At 32.8% G+C, this 19,886-nt stretch carries 17 protein-coding genes; 7 read left to right on the top strand and 10 right to left on the bottom strand.

The window, feature by feature from the left end; translation table 11 throughout:
- Positions 1-320 precede the first annotated feature (320 nt).
- The 7 genes from JG738_RS07545 (at position 321) to JG738_RS07515 (ending at position 11,961) form a co-directional block, all read left to right on the top strand.
- On the top strand, positions 321-1,979 hold the full coding sequence (locus tag JG738_RS07545) for a TolC family protein (RefSeq protein ID WP_201337297.1): 1,659 nt from the start codon (positions 321-323) through the stop codon (positions 1,977-1,979).
- Positions 1,966-3,441 carry a GT4 family glycosyltransferase PelF gene (gene pelF / locus JG738_RS07540; protein WP_201337296.1) on the top strand — a complete coding sequence of 492 codons (1,476 nt, stop codon included), beginning with the start codon at positions 1,966-1,968 and terminating at the stop codon, positions 3,439-3,441. Before JG738_RS07545 ends, pelF begins: the two co-directional genes overlap by 14 nt.
- Entirely contained in the window at positions 3,419-5,008 is a 1,590-nt protein-coding gene (locus JG738_RS07535; RefSeq protein ID WP_201337295.1) for a hypothetical protein, read from the top strand. Before pelF ends, JG738_RS07535 begins: the two co-directional genes overlap by 23 nt.
- A gap of 9 nt (positions 5,009-5,017) precedes the next feature.
- The gene (locus tag JG738_RS07530; protein WP_201337294.1) at positions 5,018-5,923 is read left to right on the top strand and encodes a hypothetical protein; all 906 of its coding nucleotides are present in this window, start codon (positions 5,018-5,020) and stop codon (positions 5,921-5,923) included.
- A 9-nt stretch (positions 5,924-5,932) separates the two neighbouring features.
- Positions 5,933-8,134: a hypothetical protein gene (locus JG738_RS07525; protein WP_201340465.1), complete on the top strand. Its 2,202-nt coding sequence runs from the start codon at positions 5,933-5,935 to the stop codon at positions 8,132-8,134.
- Between the two features lie 196 nt (positions 8,135-8,330).
- A complete protein-coding gene (locus JG738_RS07520) occupies positions 8,331-10,532 on the top strand; it encodes a hypothetical protein (RefSeq protein WP_201340464.1) in 2,202 nt (733 codons plus the stop codon).
- Positions 10,498-11,961 (top strand): HD-GYP domain-containing protein, encoded by a 1,464-nt coding sequence (locus JG738_RS07515; protein WP_201337291.1) that lies wholly within the window; start codon positions 10,498-10,500, stop codon positions 11,959-11,961. Before JG738_RS07520 ends, JG738_RS07515 begins: the two co-directional genes overlap by 35 nt.
- Positions 11,962-11,964: 3 nt before the next feature.
- Here JG738_RS07515 and JG738_RS07510 read toward each other — a convergent pair whose 3' ends face one another.
- The 10 genes from JG738_RS07510 to lpxB are packed head-to-tail and all read right to left on the bottom strand — an operon-like array spanning position 11,965 to position 19,857.
- On the bottom strand, positions 11,965-12,957 hold the full coding sequence (locus JG738_RS07510; protein ID WP_201337290.1) for an efflux RND transporter periplasmic adaptor subunit: 993 nt from the start codon (positions 12,955-12,957) through the stop codon (positions 11,965-11,967).
- The gene (locus tag JG738_RS07505) at positions 12,954-13,769 is read right to left on the bottom strand and encodes a DUF3473 domain-containing protein (RefSeq protein ID WP_201337289.1); all 816 of its coding nucleotides are present in this window, start codon (positions 13,767-13,769) and stop codon (positions 12,954-12,956) included. The genes JG738_RS07510 and JG738_RS07505 overlap by 4 nt, the downstream gene beginning before the upstream one ends.
- A complete protein-coding gene (locus tag JG738_RS07500) occupies positions 13,766-14,668 on the bottom strand; it encodes a lysylphosphatidylglycerol synthase transmembrane domain-containing protein (protein ID WP_201337288.1) in 903 nt (300 codons plus the stop codon). The genes JG738_RS07505 and JG738_RS07500 overlap by 4 nt, the downstream gene beginning before the upstream one ends.
- Positions 14,665-15,549, bottom strand: a complete 885-nt coding sequence (locus JG738_RS07495) for a GNAT family N-acetyltransferase (RefSeq protein ID WP_201337287.1) — start codon at positions 15,547-15,549, stop codon at positions 14,665-14,667. The genes JG738_RS07500 and JG738_RS07495 overlap by 4 nt, the downstream gene beginning before the upstream one ends.
- Positions 15,542-15,871, bottom strand: coding sequence for a DUF2304 domain-containing protein (locus JG738_RS07490; RefSeq protein ID WP_084276413.1), 330 nt, complete (start codon positions 15,869-15,871; stop codon positions 15,542-15,544). Before JG738_RS07490 ends, JG738_RS07495 begins: the two co-directional genes overlap by 8 nt.
- The gene (locus JG738_RS07485; protein ID WP_201337286.1) at positions 15,868-16,551 is read right to left on the bottom strand and encodes a glycosyltransferase family 2 protein; all 684 of its coding nucleotides are present in this window, start codon (positions 16,549-16,551) and stop codon (positions 15,868-15,870) included. Before JG738_RS07485 ends, JG738_RS07490 begins: the two co-directional genes overlap by 4 nt.
- Positions 16,460-17,179 (bottom strand): ThiF family adenylyltransferase, encoded by a 720-nt coding sequence (locus JG738_RS07480; protein ID WP_201337285.1) that lies wholly within the window; start codon positions 17,177-17,179, stop codon positions 16,460-16,462. Before JG738_RS07480 ends, JG738_RS07485 begins: the two co-directional genes overlap by 92 nt.
- Positions 17,176-17,952, bottom strand: a complete 777-nt coding sequence (gene surE / locus JG738_RS07475) for a 5'/3'-nucleotidase SurE (RefSeq protein ID WP_201337284.1) — start codon at positions 17,950-17,952, stop codon at positions 17,176-17,178. Before surE ends, JG738_RS07480 begins: the two co-directional genes overlap by 4 nt.
- Positions 17,949-18,857, bottom strand: coding sequence for an AEC family transporter (locus tag JG738_RS07470; protein WP_201337283.1), 909 nt, complete (start codon positions 18,855-18,857; stop codon positions 17,949-17,951). The genes surE and JG738_RS07470 overlap by 4 nt, the downstream gene beginning before the upstream one ends.
- Positions 18,850-19,857 carry a lipid-A-disaccharide synthase gene (gene lpxB, locus JG738_RS07465; protein WP_201337282.1) on the bottom strand — a complete coding sequence of 336 codons (1,008 nt, stop codon included), beginning with the start codon at positions 19,855-19,857 and terminating at the stop codon, positions 18,850-18,852. The genes JG738_RS07470 and lpxB overlap by 8 nt, the downstream gene beginning before the upstream one ends.
- Positions 19,858-19,886 lie beyond the last annotated feature (29 nt).

Below are 19,886 nucleotides of genomic sequence, written 5' to 3'. Positions count from 1 at the left end.
CGGGGCTTGCATAAGATTTATCGGTGCTTCTCTGCCGCATCACAAAATGTATTTTAATAAAACCACAGCTTCTTAGGCAATCTGATATAATTTTTATCCTATTATTAATATGCATAAATTCAACAAAATTTTTATTATAAACTCTCTTAAAAATCCTTCGTATAATTTTATTCTCAATATAGTATAGTAAAAACTTATTACTGTCTTTCATTGAATAAAAGTGATATTGTCAAATAAAATCCCCAAAAAATCGCTATAATTTATCCATATTTTCGAAAATTTTAGATAAACTTTAAAAAACGACAAATTAAAGAAAAGCAATGCATAGAGTAGTCGCTGTTTTAATACTTTTTTTCTCATCTGTGTTTGGTGGATGGTGTATTCAACATGCTGTGCAACGGGCTATTCATGATAATGAAGATAAAATTTTTTTCAAAACCTTTCCCAATGGGATTATATGCCAAGATAATGGATTATATAGATTTATAACTGGCGTGTATAAAAGTAAAAAAGAGGCTATTCTCTCTTTAAAATTAGCTCATAAGACTCATCCAGATGCATTTTTGAAAAAATGTGATATCTTACAATGCAAAAATCCAATCAAAAAAATCTATAATGATATTACTGTTGAAAAAAAACAAGCCAAAAAAGTAAATAAAAAAGAGCAAAATATCACTGCAAATGAGAGTGAAGATGCATTTGTAAAAAAGATTTTACAAACACTCGATAATAAAGAAAAAGAGAACTCTTATACGCTCGGTTTTTATGAGTTCTTAGATAGGCTTTTTCACAACGATTACAATGCTAAAAATCTAGACTATACAAAGCAACTTGCGCAACTGGAAGCATTACTTAGTAATGTACAGTATGACTGGAATATCTATGGAAATGTTGCTTTAAGGTACAGTAAATTTATAGATTATGATCTTGCTACCGATAAAGAGTTTATAAGTGATTTTGGAATCAATATTGAAAAACGTCTCTTTGATGGAGGAATGTTAGAAAAAAACAGTATTTTCTTGCTTAAAAAGCGTCTAGCAAAGTTAGATTATCTTACAGCAAAAGATAAATTATCTCTTTATGGGTTAGAGATCTATACACAAGCACTACTCTATCAGCATCTCAAAAAAATTTATCAAGAAGAGTATTTTAATCAAAAAAGTTTCTACTATCTTGTCAAAGAGCGAACAAAAGCTGGAATTACTTCACCAATAGATGAGATAGATGCCAAAAATGATCTGCTAGAGCTTAAAAAAAGTCTTCTTGTCAAAATATATGAATATCTCTATAGTGACTATTTATTAAGAAATAGTATAGAGCTTAATATTACTAAGCCTATTGTACTGCAAGATATAGGATTTGATATTGATGAAGAGGGCGGATTAGAAGAGTTGTATAAAAAAGCGTATGAAACAAATAAAGAGATAAAAAAAGAGCAAACCCGTTATGCTCTTACAAAAAAGCAAATAAAAAATAGTGAGCGTGCATATTTGCCAATTATCGATTTTAGCGGATCGCTATTTTATGAGTATAAAAAAGATTTTACCGAAACTCCTCATAAAAATGCGCATGGGCTAAATTATAATGCAGGTGTTACTATTAAGATCCCAATCTACTCATTAGAAGCAAGAAGCGAATATATACAAAGAGCTAAACTCCATGCAGTAGTGCAAAAAAACAAAATGCTTGATACAATGAAGAGAATTTCAAAAGATATCCATCGACTCTATAATGAAAATCGGAGGCTTGCAAAACATATGAGTATACTCCAGCAGCAGCTTACATTGATGAAAGAGAAGATGCATTTAGTTAAACAACGTTATCTCAATGGCTTAGCTCAATATCGCGATTTTAAGGATGCTCTGCGAAATTACTTGGGATATGAAGAAGAAAAAGAGTCTATTAAGCTGCAAATGATTCGCAATAGTGCGCAGATAAATATCTTAATAGGTAAACAGATATTTTATGGCGAGAATTAAGGTAGTTTGGACGGGAGAAGGGACATATCCCTATGCTACTGGTGGCGTAAGTACTTGGGCTGATATTCTGATCAAAGAGCTAAAAAATATAGACTTCATACTTATGCCTATTATGATGCATCCCTATATGCAAGCAAAATATGAGATACCGCCTAATGTTGTTGATACAGTTAATGTTCCACTTTGGGGGACAGAAGAGCCTACAGAGTATATTCGCAATATTGAATTTTCTCGCATCTATAGAGCAAAAATTAAAACACAAGAACATAAAGATATTGCACGGTTTGAGCCTATTTTAATAAAACTTCTCAATCATATCTATCAAAAAGAAGAAGATTTTGAGGGGCTTGGTTATGCTTTGGTAGAGTTTTATGACTATTTTTTGGAGTATGATTACTATGAGATATTTCGTAGTGAAGAGGTTTGGGAGATATATAAGCATTATCTCATAGGGCATTATAAAGATCAAAAAAATAAATTGCCTACGGTTTTTGATATGATAGAAGGGCTACGATATCTCTTTCGTTTTTTTATCTCTTTACTTCCTGAGCTGCCAAAAGCTGATATCTATCATTCTTCAGCTGCTGCATTTTGTGGGTTGCCTTGTATTATTGCTAAAATTAAACATAAAAGTAAATTTCTTCTTACTGAACATGGGATCTATATCAGAGAACAGTACCTTTTTGCTTCAAGAAACCAGACGCCTATCAAAACAAAAGAGTTTTTGTTAGGGCTTATTAAGACGGTTTCTCGCCTCAACTACCATTTTGCTGATGTTATATCTCCGGTATGTGAGTACAATAAGCGATGGGAGCGCAAATGGGGAGCTCAAGAAGAAAAGATTAAAACAATTTATAACGGAATCGATGTACTGAAATTTCAACGTTTTGAGGTGGAGCGGGAAAAGCGGCCTAGTGTTGTAATGGTAGCGAGAGTAGATCCTTTAAAAGATGTAGAGACTTTTATACGCTGCTGTGGTATTGTTGCAAAAAGAATTCATAATGTTCATTTTAAGCTCTATGGTCCTGAAGTAGATAAAGAGTATATGTTGCAATGTAAAATGCTTGTAAAAGAGCTAGGTATTGAGAGCAATTTTTCTTTCATGGGTCCTACTTCCAATCCTGCAAGAGCATACAATGAAGCTGATGTTGTTATGCTTACAAGTATTTCAGAGGCTTTTCCTTTTGCTGTGATTGAAGCGATGGCATGTGAGCGTGTTGTTGTATCAAGTGATGTGGGAGGAACAAAAGAGGTTCTTGAAGGATATGGTTTTATAGTTAAACCCAAAGATTATGAAGAGTTTTCTAAGTATGTGATATATCTGTTGGAAAATCCTCAATTTGCAAAGGAGCTTGGCCGGCGAGCAAGGGGGAGAATTCTCAATGGTTTTACTATTGAAGATATGGTAGATAACTATTGGAAACTCTATAGAGAACTTTATGAGAACCGTCAAAATGCTTAGGGGTGATATGATGGAAGAAAAACTCAAAAATCTCTATAGAGAAATCACTAAAGAGAGAGGTGAACCTCTTGATTTTTGGGAAGTAGCAGCACTTTTGGAAGTCTATGGGATGAGAGATGTAGATGTAAAAAAAGAGTATGGATTTGAAGATGTTTTTACATTGGCCAAAGAGCTTATGTGCTATAAAGATATCAAAAAATATCCTGTTAAAACTATAGTGAATATGCAAAAACTTCCTCCTATCAAAGAGAGAGTAATTCAAAACTATCTCAAAGGTCTTGCCTTCGCGATACCGATGCTTATACAGATTCTTGCCACTATTATTTTAGGATTTGCATTGTGGTCAAATATTCATATTGATGAATCTGTTGCTACTATGATAGCTTTTGGTACATTTTTGGCAATGATTTTTACCGGAGGTCCAGCACAGATTATAGGGCGTAAGGGACTTTATTATCTCAAAATGAATGAAGATGTATTAGCAGCCAAAACAATTTGGGTTTTTTATATTACAAGTGTTATAGCTATAGTTATACTCTCATTGATTTTTTTTCTATTTAACACAATTTTTCAGACTTTAGATTCCCATCTTTTTATCATTTTCCTATCAACATTTTTTCTGCTTTCAATACTTTTTTTGAATATAAGTATTTACTATGTATTTGAAGAGTATGGGACGATTGCGCTCTTTTTTGTTTTGGGTGTAGTGTTTGTGATACCAATACACTATATTTTACATATCGATTTTCCCTATGCACAGTTTGTTGCTATTGCACTTTTAGATCTCTTTATTCTCTATTTTGCTAGACGAAAACTTATAAACCTTAAATCAAATGTACAATCTGAAGGTGAACTTTTACCTCGCGTTTCGATGCTTATTTATACTCTTTTGCCATTTTTTATATATGGAGTCTTTTATTTTCTCTTTTTGGTATTAGATAAACTTATTGAATGGAATACGAATGCATTACATCACGGTTTTTTTATATGGTTTGATGTGAAATATGAAATTGGTACCGATCTGGCACTTATTGTACTAGTACTCCTTATTGGATTATTAGAAGTTGTGGTATATGAGTTTTTATATAAGACAAATGAGAATGTTTTTGCTTTTTCTTTACATGAGTATGAGCAGTTTAATGGCTATTTTCAAAAATTTTATCGCAATGTAAATAGAATATTTATAATTTTTGCATTAGGGACGATAATAGTAACAAGTATATTTTCGGCTATTCTTGTTCATTTTGTGAGTGATGAGAGACTGCCTTTTTCGGTAGATTCAGCCTATGTTTTTGTAGTAAGTGCAGTAGCATATGCATTTTTGACTGCTGGATTGATGAATGCTTTGATACTCTTTTCATTTTCAAGACAGAAGGTGGTAGTCAAAGCTATTGTGTTAGCTACTGTGGCAAATTTTTTTGTTGGCGTTATTTTCTCAAATCTCCTATATCGCTATTTTGCGGTAATGGGATTGCTAGTAGGGAGTGCAATATTTTGGTATGTTACTTACAGTTTTCTAAAAACTATGTTCAAAAAGTTTGACTATTACTACTATTCGGCTTTTTAAAGGAAGAGAATGAGAGTCTTCGTAACGGTATTGATATTGCTATTATTTGCAGGGTGTAGTGTAAAAAATGAAAAAATAGACAAAGAACTAGCTAAAGAGGTACATCTCCATGTTTATTCCAATGAGCTTCAAGATATTTGGGCACAAAGGAGTAGTCCACGAAAGCTGTTATACCGCTTCCCTTTTGTAGGAGCTCCTAAAGGTGAAGACATACGGGGTAAATTTGATAATAAGTTTTATAGTAGCATCAATTTAGTATACAATGCAAAAAAAATTGAAGATGTGGATTTTTGGAAACTGCGAGACAATCCAAAAAGTTTGGATTTTATTTATGTTCGTCCTCTATGGATTAAAGAGTATCGTAAACTGACCAAAGACCTCTTTGCAAACATTGCCTATTCTTATAATATATCAGCTAAAGAACAAGAAATTTTACGTGACTGGGTATACAATGGTGGAAAGCTTTGGCTAGAGTTTGGGGTATATTCTACCAAATATGATATGTTTAACAAAAATGGAGAGATAGATCCAAGAAAAATAGAAAAACTTATTAAAAATAGTTTTACAGGGCTTACATTTTGGAAAAAGCCATTGCGTAGCTTTATCTTCAAATCAGATGATCTTGATCTCATCAACTATCTCCCTACTATTAAGAGATTTCGCATAGATGAAAGAAAATCTCAAATTAAAGGTATAAAGAGACTCAAACTTAATATCTACAACTATATGGAAAATTATGTTCTTGTAGATGGGAAAGCATTGCTAGTTGATAAACAGGGGCGAACACTAGTGACGCTCAATCGTTTTGGTAAGGGATATGTGTTGAGTATGCTGCCCTTTGAGTATCAAGATGTCTATTATGATGGAGAGCTATTACGTTGGAAGCTTCTTTTTATGCTCTATGAGCGGCGATAAGGTAAAAATTTGACAAGAGAAGATTTTATTGATTATGGAATACTGCAAAAAATATTTTTTCTCAATGTAAAAAGTACAATTCTTCTCTTTGTTGTTGCTTATATCCTTTTTATTTATGTTCCTCGGCGCATTTTTCCTCAAAAATATACTGGCGGTGGTATAGAAAACATCATATCTAATATCATATATATGCTTGTTTTTATTGAATTGAGTGTACCGTTGATGGTTTTTTTGAAGATTTTTAATACTTTTACGTTTATGAGTGCACTAATTATTACAAAACTCTTTTTTGTAAAGTTTTATGAGCATAAAGAGATAAAATCCTATCTTAGAGATATTAAAAACCGCACTATGATTGCGATATTTGACTTTTTTGATCACTATCATGAAAAAATTGAAGAGTTTAAAAAGAGAAAAAAGGAGGCGGTTTTTCTCTATTTTAAACATCTTGACTACTATCAGGTATTTAAAAAGATATTGATATTTGCAGTTTTTGCACATCTTGTTTATATTTTAGGATATAGATGTTTTATTGCTTTAGCGAATCCTCTCTCTGATACGAGCCAGTTTTTTGAGTGGGTAGCAAATCTCCAGCAAAATATTCTCTATGCAGATAATAAAACGGCAAAAGCAGACTTTTACGGTATTTCAGTATTTATTTTTATATTACGCATTTTTACCCATTTAGATACGATTGTACTGTTTAATATCTATCCCTTGCTTCTCATTATATTTTTGCTTCTTGGTGTTTATTTTGTCTTGAAGCGTTTTAGTGTCTCTTCACTCATTGCACTCTTTACACTTCTTATCTATGGATCTTTTTTGATTGGATCTCCTTGGAATAGTTTCATAGCTACTCCAATTGCATTGACTGAAAATCCTGAAATTATTCGTTTTTTCTCTTTTAAAATTTATCAAGTGCCATCATCTTATCTACTTCAGCCACATCTCTATTTAGAAAATATAGCTATGACACCACTCATGCGCTATTTTAGCGGTATGGCATACGAGTTTTCTTCAGCTTTTTATCTTCTTAATCTATTTTATCTCATTAAATCTCTTGATACTGGAAAAACAAGATATCTCTTTAACTATACCTTTACACTTATGCTTGTTTTTATATTTCATGGTGGAGGGGCAATTGCTTTAATTGTTCCAAGTATTTTTATTGCTTTACATGCTCTACTTAGTGGAAAACTAAGTATTTCTCTTTTAAAGAGGGGATTTGTTGCGATTTTCAGTGCGGCGATTTTAGGGAATGGGTGGGTTTTATCTGTATTAAAATATGGTATTCCACAAGATTTTGGAAATGCAGCACCATTTTTAGATAGATTGTTTCATACGAAACAAGCAATAGTACAAATTGCAACTGCAGGAATTGAAGAGGTAACTATTTCTTATCTTACTTGGGTGCACCTTTTTCTTGTTTTGTCTGCAATTGCTTTTTTCTTGATAGCAAGAGTGTATAAAAAAGGGTTCTATTTTAGTAGTTTTTTACTGATTCCACTAGGTTTTTTTGTTGTATACTACGCTGAAAATATCGGCTTTCCAAAACTGGTACATCCCTCACGGGGCGCAGAGTATCTCTTTTTAAGTATTACAATCATCATAGCGTGTTATATAAAACTGTTTTTATGGGTTCCTCTTAAACTTTTAATAAAAAGGTATGCAAAGTATATTTTTATGATGCTACTTTATGTAGCACTACTATTTTCTGCATTTGTTGTGGAGCATTATAAAAATACTGATGAGTATAGAAAACTTATCAATGGAGTACAATACTCTGATATACCCTATTTTCTCTATAAAATAATAAGGCAGAATAAACCATTAACCTGGACTGTTGTTTCATACGTGCAAGAGTACTCAAAGGTATTAGGCAAAGGATATATGGTTAATACTAATGAATTTATTATTCAATATAATCCTCTTGATAAATTTTTGAAAATACCTACACCTAAAGTCTATATTTTTGTAGAGGATATTCCTCATAAATATACTGGAAAAGATCAATGGTACTATAGGTGGAGGAAAGATATACAAGATAATCTCAAGCACTGGATAGCACTCTATAGCGCAAAACATGATAATATTAAAATCTTCGCTAAGAGTCATCTTGTAACTGTATATGAGATAGATAATAGCGGTTATATAAAAGAGCTTGAAAGGAAAAGTCGTGAAAGTAATAATAAAATAATAAATAGTAAATAAGCTAAACCTGTTTAGATGTCTGAAAACTTTTAATAATGGACTATATTTGTGAGAAACTGAAATCTGATATTTTGGTAAAGCTATGAGCCTTGAGACTATGGTAACAGAAAATTCTTAGCAGTTTATAACTGTATAAATAGCTATATTCTGCTGGAAGCTTCTTTTTATGCTCTATGAGCGGCGATAAGGTAAAAATTTGACAAGAGAAGATTTTATTGATTATGGAATACTGCAAAAAATATTTTTTCTCAATGTAAAAAGTACAATTCTTCTCTTTGTTGTTGCTTATATCCTTTTTATTTATGTTCCTCGGCGCATTTTTCCTCAAAAATATACTGGCGGTGGTATAGAAAACATCATATCTAATATCATATATATGCTTGTTTTTATTGAATTGAGTGTACCGTTGATGGTTTTTTTGAAGATTTTTAATACTTTTACGTTTATGAGTGCACTAATTATTACAAAACTCTTTTTTGTAAAGTTTTATGAGCATAAAGAGATAAAATCCTATCTTAGAGATATTAAAAACCGCACTATGATTGCGATATTTGACTTTTTTGATCACTATCATGAAAAAATTGAAGAGTTTAAAAAGAGAAAAAAGGAGGCGGTTTTTCTCTATTTTAAACATCTTGACTACTATCAGGTATTTAAAAAGATATTGATATTTGCAGTTTTTGCACATCTTGTTTATATTTTAGGATATAGATGTTTTATTGCTTTAGCGAATCCTCTCCCTGATACGAGCCAGTTTTTTGAGTGGGTAGCAAATCTCCAGCAAAATATTCTCTATGCAGATAATAAAACGGCAAAAGCAGACTTTTACGGTATTTCAGTATTTATTTTTATATTACGCATTTTTACCCATTTAGATACGATTGTACTGTTTAATATCTATCCCTTGCTTCTCATTATATTTTTGCTTCTTGGTGTTTATTTTGTCTTGAAGCGTTTTAGTGTCTCTTCACTCATTGCACTCTTTACACTTCTTATCTATGGATCTTTTTTGATTGGATCTCCTTGGAATAGTTTCATAGCTACTCCAATTGCATTGACTGAAAATCCTGAAATTATTCGTTTTTTCTCTTTTAAAATTTATCAAGTGCCATCATCTTATCTACTTCAGCCACATCTCTATTTAGAAAATATAGCTATGACACCACTCATGCGCTATTTTAGCGGTATGGCATACGAGTTTTCTTCAGCTTTTTATCTTCTTAATCTATTTTATCTCATTAAATCTCTTGATACTGGAAAAACAAGATATCTCTTTAACTATACCTTTACACTTATGCTTGTTTTTATATTTCATGGTGGAGGGGCAATTGCTTTAATTGTTCCAAGTATTTTTATTGCTTTACATGCTCTACTTAGTGGAAAACTAAGTATTTCTCTTTTAAAGAGGGGATTTGTTGCGATTTTCAGTGCGGCGATTTTAGGGAATGGGTGGGTTTTATCTGTATTAAAATATGGTATTCCACAAGATTTTGGAAATGCAGCACCATTTTTAGATAGATTGTTTCATACGAAACAAGCAATAGTACAAATTGCAACTGCAGGAATTGAAGAGGTAACTATTTCTTATCTTACTTGGGTGCACCTTTTTCTTGTTTTGTCTGCAATTGCTTTTTTCTTGATAGCAAGAGTGTATAAAAAAGGGTTCTATTTTAGTAGTTTTTTACTGATTCCACTAGGTTTTTTTGTTGTATACTACGCTGAAAATATCGGCTTTCCAAAACTGGTACATCCCTCACGGGGCGCAGAGTATCTCTTTTTAAGTATTACAATCATCATAGCGTGTTATATAAAACTGTTTTTATGGGTTCCTCTTAAACTTTTAATAAAAAGGTATGCAAAGTATATTTTTATGATGCTACTTTATGTAGCACTACTATTTTCTGCATTTGTTGTGGAGCATTATAAAAATACTGATGAGTATAGAAAACTTATCAATGGAGTACAATACTCTGATATACCCTATTTTCTCTATAAAATAATAAGGCAGAATAAACCATTAACCTGGACTGTTGTTTCATATGTGCAAGAGAATTCAAAGGTATTAGGCAAAGGATATATGGTTAATACTAATGAATTTATTATTCAATATAATCCTCTTGATAAATTTTTGAAAATACCTACACCTAAAGTCTATATTTTTGTAGAGGATATTCCTCATAAATATACTGGAAAAGATCAATGGTACTATAGGTGGAGGAAAGATATACAAGATAATCTCAAGCACTGGATAGCACTCTATAGCGCAAAACATGATAATATTAAAATCTTTGCTAGGAGTCACCTTGTAACTGTATATGAGATAGATAATAGCGGTTATATAAAAAATCTTGAAAGGATAAATCGTGAACAGCATACTTCTGCAGCAAAAACTAAGTGATGCAACATTTTATATAGCTATCAATTTTTGGTATGTTTTTTTAATAATTGCGATTCTCTTTTTTCTACTTTCAATAAAACTTTTCAAAGATAAAGCTATTTTGAAATATAAACTACGTAATCAAAATGATGCTTTTGAAAAGCTGTCACATCTGAGAAAAATTGGTGAAATAGAAGCATTTTTGGGTTATTACTGTAAAATTATAGAAGCTGATGTTTTAGCACTCTATCTACGCAGAGGTGACATTTATATTTTAGAGAGTAAGAGTAATGAACTAAAAGATATCGAAGTACCACCACGTGTCTATAAACGTGAACTCAAAGAGTATAAAAAACTTTCTTCTTATCATATCTATTACCTTGAATCTCATTATGAAAAAGCATTATTAGCTATTTTTACTAAAAAAGAGTTGGCAATAGAAGAGATAAGAGGATTTTTGGATATGTTCTTGGCCTATTATGAGCGTCTGAATGAACTGTATAAAGAGATTAATCTTACTACTATTTTTGATAGTTCAAAAAACCTTTTAACAAATATTATGAAATACCAACATGGTACTGAGACTTTTTTAAAATTTGTTGTCTCTTTGTTGCTTAAAACAACACATGCAACTGGAATGGTGCTCAAAAACAGGGAAAACCCTAAAAAGATAGATATTTTTAAACATCCTCAAGAGTACCGTTTCAAAAAAGATTTCTATATTCGCAATACTCCATATATTTTGGAAATTTATACTAAAGATCCTATGAGAGAAAAAGAGATTACAGAAATTGGTTCTTTTCTTGATTTGGCAGGGAGCTATTTTGAAAATCTCGATGCTAGCAGTAAAATGGTAGCAAATTATGTAGATTTCCTCAAACTCTCCAATAAAGCTTTAGAGATGCAGAGCAAATACTTTAAAAATCATGCGCAAAAAGTGAAATTGGTAAGTATTGAGATAGGGAAAAATCTCTTTTTGGATGAGGCGAGTATCGACATACTTGCTTTGGGTGCAGAACTACATGATATAGGAATGATAGGCAAAATAGAGAACTTTCTTGATAGTGGTAAAATAGATAAAAAAGAGCTTGATCTTATTCGTTATCATCCAATTGTAGGAAGTGTAATTGTCGAACCTATCAATAACGTTTTTCCTATAGCGCCTATAATTAAGTATCATCATGAACGTTTTGATGGAACAGGTTACCCCTATGGCCTCAAAGGTAAAGATATTCCTCTCTTAGCGCAAATAGTAGCATTGGCTGAGTACTATATAGGAGTAACAAGTCCTCGAGCTTACCGCAAAGCTTATTCGCATGAAGAAGCAGTAGCAGATATAAAGAAACAAAAAGAGAAACTTGTTGAAGGAAATATTATCGATGCTTTTGTACAGAATCATGAAGGCATTAAAGAAAAATTACAAGTTTTACAAACAAAAGAGAATTTATAAAATTTAGTAATTAAATGATTTGACTTCATAAATGGTTTTGTTGGGGTTTTCAAGGAAATTATTTTTGATAAACTCCTGCTCTTTTTTTGTGAGATATACAGTCACAAGAGCTTTTGTTTCTGGCTGTAAAAGATAGTTTTTATTAGGAATAACTATTTCAGCAGTCATTCGTTTGAAGTCTGGATCTACTATCATTACTACACGAGAAATTTTTGCTTCTACATGATAGGGAGGTGTAGTAATAAAATCGATGCGTACCTTTTTACCTTTTTTAATAAAAGGGATGAGTCCTGGGGCTATACCAGCTTTAACGATAACTTTATCAAGATTGACGATATGGCCAAGTTTTGTTCCCTTTGCAACATAATCACCTACTTGCATTTTTAAATCTGCCACAAAACCATCTATATCACTGCGTATTTCACTCAAAGCGAGCCGGTGTTGCAGTTTTTTTAACTCATTTTTTGTAATAGCTATACGTTCATCCAAAAACTGCAATTTTTCTGCTTTAGACTCACCTTCGCTATATTTTGAATGAAGACTTGATGCATAAAGGGCTTTTGCATTGTTATACTCTATACTATTTGCTAGTCCTTGCGATTTAAGTTTTGAGAGTTTTTCAAGTTTTTCTCTCGCAATATTTACAAGAGCAAGATTGACATTGTGTTTTTTACTATGTTTGAGAAATTTTTTGAGCTGTACGAGATATTCTAACTCTTGCCGCGTTTTTTCAATATCAAATTTTGTGATTACTGTATGGAATTTTGCAAGAAGTTTTCCTTGTTTTACACGATCGCCAGATTTGACAAAGATTTGCTTGATTCTTCCTGTAGTAGGTGCAATAATATCTTTCTCATTACTTGGATAGACTGTACCTTCTAATCTAATGGAGATACCATTTTTGCTCTTTTTAATCTCTTTTTCTTCTACAGTTTTTGCACATCCCAAAAAAAGAAGTGGTATGAGTAAAAAAAAAGTTAATGTTTTTACATTCATATTTTATCCTTGCAAAATTGCTTTAAAATTTTATCAAATCTTTGCAAACTATTTTCAACAGCAAAAAATGTTAAAAAGTATGCTACATCAAGCTTCACATCTTTTCTAAATCGAGTAAATAGATGTGGCAATAGTTCATACGGATGTGTATAGATTATCGGCTTATGACCTTGATTTATTAAGTTTGCGAAGAGTCTTTGGATGAGAAAAAAGGGAAGGACTCGCATATAAAATCCTCCACTAAAAGGGATTATATTTTTAAGCAGAGGAATTTCTGTAATGGTTCCTCCTGGTGTTGTAATGACAAAAGGGCTTTTTTTATCGATGCTATTGCCGTACATATAGGTTTTGAATGGAAAATAGGTAGAAGTGAAGCGAAAGCCTGATGCTACTAGTGCTTCGTAATATTTTTTTTCAAAAGGCATACTCCAGCTAGGAGCTCGATATCCAATAACCTCTTGACCTATTGTATCTTCGAGGATTTTTTTAGCATCTTGTGTTTCTCTTTTCCACTCATCAAAAGGAAGATTATAAACAAGTTCATGTCTAAGTCCATGGCAAGCAATTTCATGACCATATTTGTGAAGTGTTTTGATTATGTGAGGGTATTTTTTGGCAAAACTCCCTAAAACAAATGCTGTTGAAGAGATATTGTGTTTTTGACAAAAAACTATCCATTCATTTATAATGGCTGCATAATTGATCTGCAATGGATGCTTTGGTGTTATTCCAAAATTAGCATCTTCTACTTCTTCAACATCTATAGTCAACCATATTGGGTATTTGGTGTAGTTGTGTGGTAAGTACATCATAAAAACTCTTTTGTCATAAATAGATAGATACTGTAAAGTGTTGCAGGTAAGATATAAAGGAATTGTAACACAATTGAAGCACTCAATGCACTCTCTTTTGGTATACCGTACCATCCAAGTACGAGAACGAAGGCCGCTTGAAATGTACCTATTCCACCAGGAGTTATTGGTATGGCAGAAACTGCAAAAGCGAGTGTAGAGGCGATAAATATTTGTGAAAAAGTGAGATGAAAATCTGTTGCAAGAGTGAAAAATACAAAATTATTGAGATAGTAACCTCCCCATACAGCGAGTGAGAGGAGAGTAAGTATAACAATCTTTTTTATATTCATAAAAGATTGAAGAGATTTATATATTTGATAGAGTGAAAGGCGTAATTTTCTCCAGGGAATTATCTGCAGCAATCTATAAAATCTTTTTGGCTGTAGAAGAAGGTAGAAAAAAATTAAAGTGATTAAAGCTATAAAAATTACTAAAATATAGGCTTTTGGTTCTGGATATATAAAAAGTGTACTAAAAAGTATCAAAAATCCTAAAATGATCACATCAAAAAATCTTTCAATTAAAAACATGGCAGTAACATCTTTGATTTTTGCACTCTCTTTTTTATGAAGATAATAGATTTTACTCAAATCTCCAAGTTTTGCTGGAGCAAATATATTGAGGAAAAAGGCGAGCATATTTGCTTCTAAACTTGTAAGAAAACTATAGCGAAAGAGTCCTAAGTAGTACCATCGATAGGAGATGATAATGTCACTGAAAAATACTGTCAAAAAAGTAAGTATTATGCCTATAATATTGAGGTGTTGCAAACTAGTAAAGAAAAGATACCAATCAATATCATAAAAAAGCCAAAGAAGTAGTAAAAATATGATAGTGATTTTGATGACTGTTTTCATAGATCCACAAGGTATTTAGTAAGTTTTGGTCCAATCAAATCAGTTAATGGTTTAGGGAGTTTTTTCCAAATTTCTGCTGCTAATTTATAGCTTTTATAAACATTCTTTTGATGATTTGTAAGGATATCAATTTTTACAGGCTCTGCACCAAAACGCGTCTTAAAAAAATAGGTACCACTATTGTAACCAGATCTACCAAAATCTACTATATCTATATCATATTTACTTATAATATCTACAATAATTTTATGTTGAAAATAGTATCCATTGTGGCGCTTTTTGAATTTATTGAGGATTCCACCAAGCTGGAATGTTAAAATTTTGTTATCTATAAAAACCATGTAGCTACCAAGAACTTCTGAATCTTCAACGAAAGAATAGAAATGAATTTTATTGTCAAGATACTTATGTAAATTAATGATGAATTGTTTTGGAAAAATAGGAGTACCATGATCTTTATACATAGCAGAGATCATTTCATAAAAGAGATTAAGGTCATGATCTATTTTTATTTCAATTTTGTTATTTTTTCTATCTTTTTTAATACTTCTTTGGGCGAGTTTACGGTAGCTTTTTATCAACTCCTCTTCATCATAAGTTTTCAATAATATACGAAGAGTAACTGTATCGAGCTCTTTGAACTCTTTATAAGTGGGATTGAGTGTACGTATTTGATAATTTTGATCTTTTGCAAGTTCGAGGAGATCACTTACTTGATCAGATGTACGATCTGTATAATTTAGCATAGGTAAATAAGTGAGATATTTACTTCCAGTGATTGTTGGTTGAATAAGAAAATCCATATACTCTTCAAATCCATACGTATCAATGAGAGCTTTTTTCCATGCTTGTACAAGCTCTTTTGAGTAGACTCTATTCATTACATTCCCTCGATTTCATAATTGCTATATCGCGAACAATCTTTGTGATGGCACGCTCATTTATTTTTGTTTTTGCATAGAGTATTGCTGCTATAAGAGAAAGTATAGCAATAGAGAGATATATAACAAGATCCACACCCCGTCCAATACCGAAAAATGCTGCTACCTTATCAGCTTTTTGCGGAAAGAGAATGAGAAATGCCAAAAAAAGATAAAAGAGTATTACACTGATTCGTTGGTATGTGCGAAAGCGACTAGAAAAACTTAAAAGCAAAAAAACAGCTGTAAGAATTGCAATGAGAAGAGCTTTTACAAAAATCATTTAATAGCCTTTCCAAGAATAAACTCGATAATAATATTGACGCTATTCAATATCGACTGTCCCTTACTAAGTGAGTACTCACTATATCTAATAGTACAGGGTATCTCTTTATAGCGCATTTTGAGTTTTTTAATAAGATCAATAATTTCTGAAGCATGAGACATACGATTTTGTGTAATGACAAAGTCTGGAAACTTTGCTATATTAATAGCACGAAATCCGTTGTGTACATCAGTAAGTTTTATACCTGTAAGCACTCTTTCTACCAAAGCAGCGATGCGTAAGAAGTTTTTCCTTAATGGAGGAATATTTTCTGCTTTTCCTAAAAATCTTGAGCATAAAACTATATCTGCTTCATCTTTTCGCAAAACTTCTATGAATTTTTCAATATCCTCTGCGCAGTGTTGTCCGTCGCTATCGAAAGTGACTACATATTTGCAACCAAGCTTCTTAGCAAAATCGATTCCAGTCTGCAAAGCTGCACCTTGTCCAAGATTAATGATATGGCGTAATAGATATACTCCAGGCACGCAGGCTTCGTAGTAGCTACGGTCTTTTGAACCATCATCTACAACTATAATAGTATCATTAGGCCTTTTGTTTTTTAGATTTTGCAGTGTCTTGCGTATCACTTTCTCTTCGTTGTAGAGTGGTATGACTATTGCCACTTCTCTTTTCATTAAGAACTCTTTCTATCGTTTTAGCACAAATTGTCAGTCCAAAACTTCCAGTTACACCTACAAAACTCCCTTTTGTACTGCATTTTGGCGATTCAGGACTAAAAATCGCCAAAAAATCCCCCTTAAATCCACTCTTTTTAAGCTCATAGCGAATCTTTCTTGCAAAAGGATCCCCATGTGTTTTCCAAATTGATGCAGTTTCGATTTTTGTTGGGTCGCATTTTCTCGCGCTTCCCATTGATGCTATGAGCTTATGAGTGCACTTATGTGCTAGAGCTATTTTTGCTTTTATATCATCTATTGCATCTATGACTACATCGTATGGAGAAAAATCAAAATTCTCCACCCATTTATTATCGACTTTTGCATTAATTGTTTTAATTCCTGGATAGAGTTTGCCAAGAACTTCTACTTTGAGCTCTCCCACATGATCGCTTCCGATTTGACGGTTTTGATTGGTGATATCATAGCGGTCAAAATCAACAATGGTAATATCACTTATTCCACTACGATAGAGACAATCAAGGGCAAAGCTTCCTACACCTCCAACTCCTAAAATTAAAATTTTTGCTTTTTGCAGTTTTTCAAAATTATCCCCAAAGAGCATACGGCATCTGTTAAATCTCATAACCAATTCTTTAATTTATTTATCTCTTCATATGCTGTTAAATCTGCTTTGATGGGAGTAATAGAGACATATCCCTCATACACTGCTTCAAAATCGCAATCTCTTGCCTCACTTCTTTCCCATTCAAGTGGATGGAGTCCTAGCCACCAGTACTCTAATCCTCTTGGGTTTCTGTGAAGGTGTGCTTCATTTGCATAGAGTCTATATCCAGCTTTTGTAATCTTATACCCTTTTATGTTTTTTACTGGTGGGATATTTATATTGAGTAGTTTTCTGCGTCCCAAAGGAAAACCCTCATGCAGGATCTTTTGAGCAATTTCTCTCGCTACTTTTTTAGCATTGTCATAACCTATTTCCATCTCCGTCTCTTCGCAATTGCTATTGCATACTTGGCTAAGAGCTACAGCTGGAATATCATAGAGGGCTGCTTCCATAGCACCTGCTACAGTACCAGAATAGGTAATATCTTCTCCCATATTTGCACCTCTATTGATGCCGCTTAGGACAAGATCTGGTTTTATGCCATCAGGATAGAGAGCATGGAGAGCTAAATAGACGCAATCACTTGGAGTACCATCTTCGAGCTTATAAAAATTATCAGAAAGTTCTACAAAGCGAAGAGGTTTTGTAAGGGTAAGACTATGGCCGCAAGCACTCTTTTCACTTGCTGGCACTACTACTAAAACTTCACCAAGATCTTTTACTGCTTCAATAAGAGCCTGAAGTCCTAATGACTCAAATCCATCATCATTAGTGATTAAAATTCTTCTCATCCCATCCTTTCAATAATTTTGATATACAGAGGTAGAAGTGGTACAAAAAGCACAGTAGTGATGAAGATAAGAGCCGTAACAACAAGGTCTTTGCAGTGGTAAAGCGCTGCAAGATTGACATTTGCTACAGCTAAAGGCATCATTATTTCCATAAAAATGATCTTCTTTGTAAGAGGTTCAAGATCTATAAATGACAAAAACACAAAACTTACGAAAGGTAATACAGCAAATTTCATCACTGTTACAGCTATGGTGAGTCTTTTATCTAATATACGTAAAGAGATTTTAGCGAGATAGAAACCAAAAATAAGAAGTTGAATCACAATAGCAGTGTAAGCTCCCATTTGCAAAAATATATCAAAATTTTTTGATGGGCGAAAGCCTTGGAGATTGAGCAATATAGCAAGGAGGGCAAACCATAAAATAGGAAGTTTGATGGTATTGAGGAGTGACTTTTTTACATCAAAGCTACCCCTCGAATAGAAATAGGCTCCAAAGCTATAGACCATAAAAACATTTGCAAGATTAACGATTGTGGTATAGGGAAGGCTCATCTCACCAAAAAGAGCAATACCTAAAGGTACTCCTAAATTGCCAGTATTGCCTATGACAGAGGAGACGATAAAGATTGATTGCTCTTTATTATTTGCAAAAAGTATTTTTGCTAAAAAGTAGTTGATTGCAATAATAGTGAGGCTCAAACCAAAAAAAATAAAAGGAGCAATAGCAAGATTAAAATCAAAATCTTTTTTGAGTAGTCCCCAAAATGTCAAAAATGGTTGGAAAATATAGACTGAGAGTATTACAAGACTCTTTTCATCTATTTTTTGCTGAAAGAACTTCTTGGCAATAAACCCAATAAAAATAAAGAGATAGACAAAAAAGACTGCTTCAAAGCTATGCATTAATCTCCCTTGCAGCTTCTACTGCGCTGCCATGGGCAAGATATCGTCTCAGCTCTTTGGATTTTTGCAAAAACTCTTCTGGGTTGGCGTTTTTATAAGCTTGTAAGAGATTTTCTTTGGTAACACTCTCTTGTAAAAATTCTGGATGCATATCTCCAAGCATGATATTTGCCAGCCCCGCGCGATCAATTTTTGCAAACTGCTTAGCAAGAAAATAATCAAGCGGTTTTGCGATATAGCAAAGTGCCAAAGGGGTGCCAATTAAAGATGCTTCAAGTGTTGCAGTACCGCTGCAGATGAAACCAAATTCTGCTTCATAGAGTGCTTTATGTGCATCGTGCGTAATGATAAAATCGCTTGTATCCCCATAGATAGCAAGATCAAAGTTTTGTGGTACAACGAGCAGCGCCTCTTTATCTATCGCTTTTCTTACCTCTTTGAAAATTGGCATGAGTGATTGGATCTCTGCTCTTCTGCTACCAGGCATAAAAACTACTTTGTCGCTTTTTGTAGGAGTATCTTTAAACTTTTCTATCTCATCTAAAAGTGGATGTCCCACATATTTGATATTAAAATTTGGGCTATAGTACTTCTTTTCAAAAGGAAGGATTGAAAGAGCCTTATCTACATATTTTTCAATTATTTTGATTCTTCCTCTTCTCCATGCCCAAGCTTGGGGAAGAATATAGTAGATAATCTCTTTGTTTGGATACTCTTTTTTGATAGCTTTTGCTAGAGGAAGATTAAAACCGCTTGCATCTATGAGGAGTATTTTATCTGCCTCTTTGGCTAATTTGACCATCTCTTTTTTAAGCTGTAAAAAGAAGGGAAGTTTTTTTGCTGCATCTACAAAACCCATGACTGCTAACTCTTGCAAATCTACAAGAGGATCTCCAAGGCTTTTATCAAAGATCCCGATAGGTTTATACTTTAAATGAGGCAAAAGATAGCGTAAATGCAGATTTGCAGACTTTTCAAAGGCGCTTATAGCTATTTTCATAAAGGCTCCTAAAAGTTGGTATAATTATA

Source organism: Nitratiruptor sp. YY08-26 (assembly GCF_016593215.1).
GTDB classification, from domain to species: Bacteria; Campylobacterota; Campylobacteria; order Campylobacterales; family Nitratiruptoraceae; genus Nitratiruptor; species Nitratiruptor tergarcus.
This window is presented reverse-complemented; position numbering and strand designations above follow the sequence as displayed.

Bases quoted from the DNA above. Each gene is read 5' to 3' on its own strand.
- pelF (WP_201337296.1), top strand. From the start codon at position 1,966: ATGGCGAGAATTAAGGTAGTTTGGACGGGAGAAGGGACATATCCCTAT.
- surE (WP_201337284.1), bottom strand. From the start codon at position 17,952: ATGAGAAGAATTTTAATCACTAATGATGATGGATTTGAGTCATTAGGA.
- JG738_RS07495 (WP_201337287.1), bottom strand. From the start codon at position 15,549: ATGAATAGAGTCTACTCAAAAGAGCTTGTACAAGCATGGAAAAAAGCT.
- JG738_RS07470 (WP_201337283.1), bottom strand. From the start codon at position 18,857: ATGCATAGCTTTGAAGCAGTCTTTTTTGTCTATCTCTTTATTTTTATT.
- JG738_RS07490 (WP_084276413.1), bottom strand. From the start codon at position 15,871: ATGATTTTTGTAAAAGCTCTTCTCATTGCAATTCTTACAGCTGTTTTT.
- JG738_RS07480 (WP_201337285.1), bottom strand. From the start codon at position 17,179: ATGAGATTTAACAGATGCCGTATGCTCTTTGGGGATAATTTTGAAAAA.
- JG738_RS07545 (WP_201337297.1), top strand. From the start codon at position 321: ATGCATAGAGTAGTCGCTGTTTTAATACTTTTTTTCTCATCTGTGTTT.
- JG738_RS07535 (WP_201337295.1), top strand. From the start codon at position 3,419: ATGAGAACCGTCAAAATGCTTAGGGGTGATATGATGGAAGAAAAACTC.
- JG738_RS07510 (WP_201337290.1), bottom strand. From the start codon at position 12,957: ATGAATGTAAAAACATTAACTTTTTTTTTACTCATACCACTTCTTTTT.
- JG738_RS07530 (WP_201337294.1), top strand. From the start codon at position 5,018: ATGAGAGTCTTCGTAACGGTATTGATATTGCTATTATTTGCAGGGTGT.
- lpxB (WP_201337282.1), bottom strand. From the start codon at position 19,857: ATGAAAATAGCTATAAGCGCCTTTGAAAAGTCTGCAAATCTGCATTTA.
- JG738_RS07505 (WP_201337289.1), bottom strand. From the start codon at position 13,769: ATGATGTACTTACCACACAACTACACCAAATACCCAATATGGTTGACT.
- JG738_RS07500 (WP_201337288.1), bottom strand. From the start codon at position 14,668: ATGAAAACAGTCATCAAAATCACTATCATATTTTTACTACTTCTTTGG.
- JG738_RS07485 (WP_201337286.1), bottom strand. From the start codon at position 16,551: ATGAAAAGAGAAGTGGCAATAGTCATACCACTCTACAACGAAGAGAAA.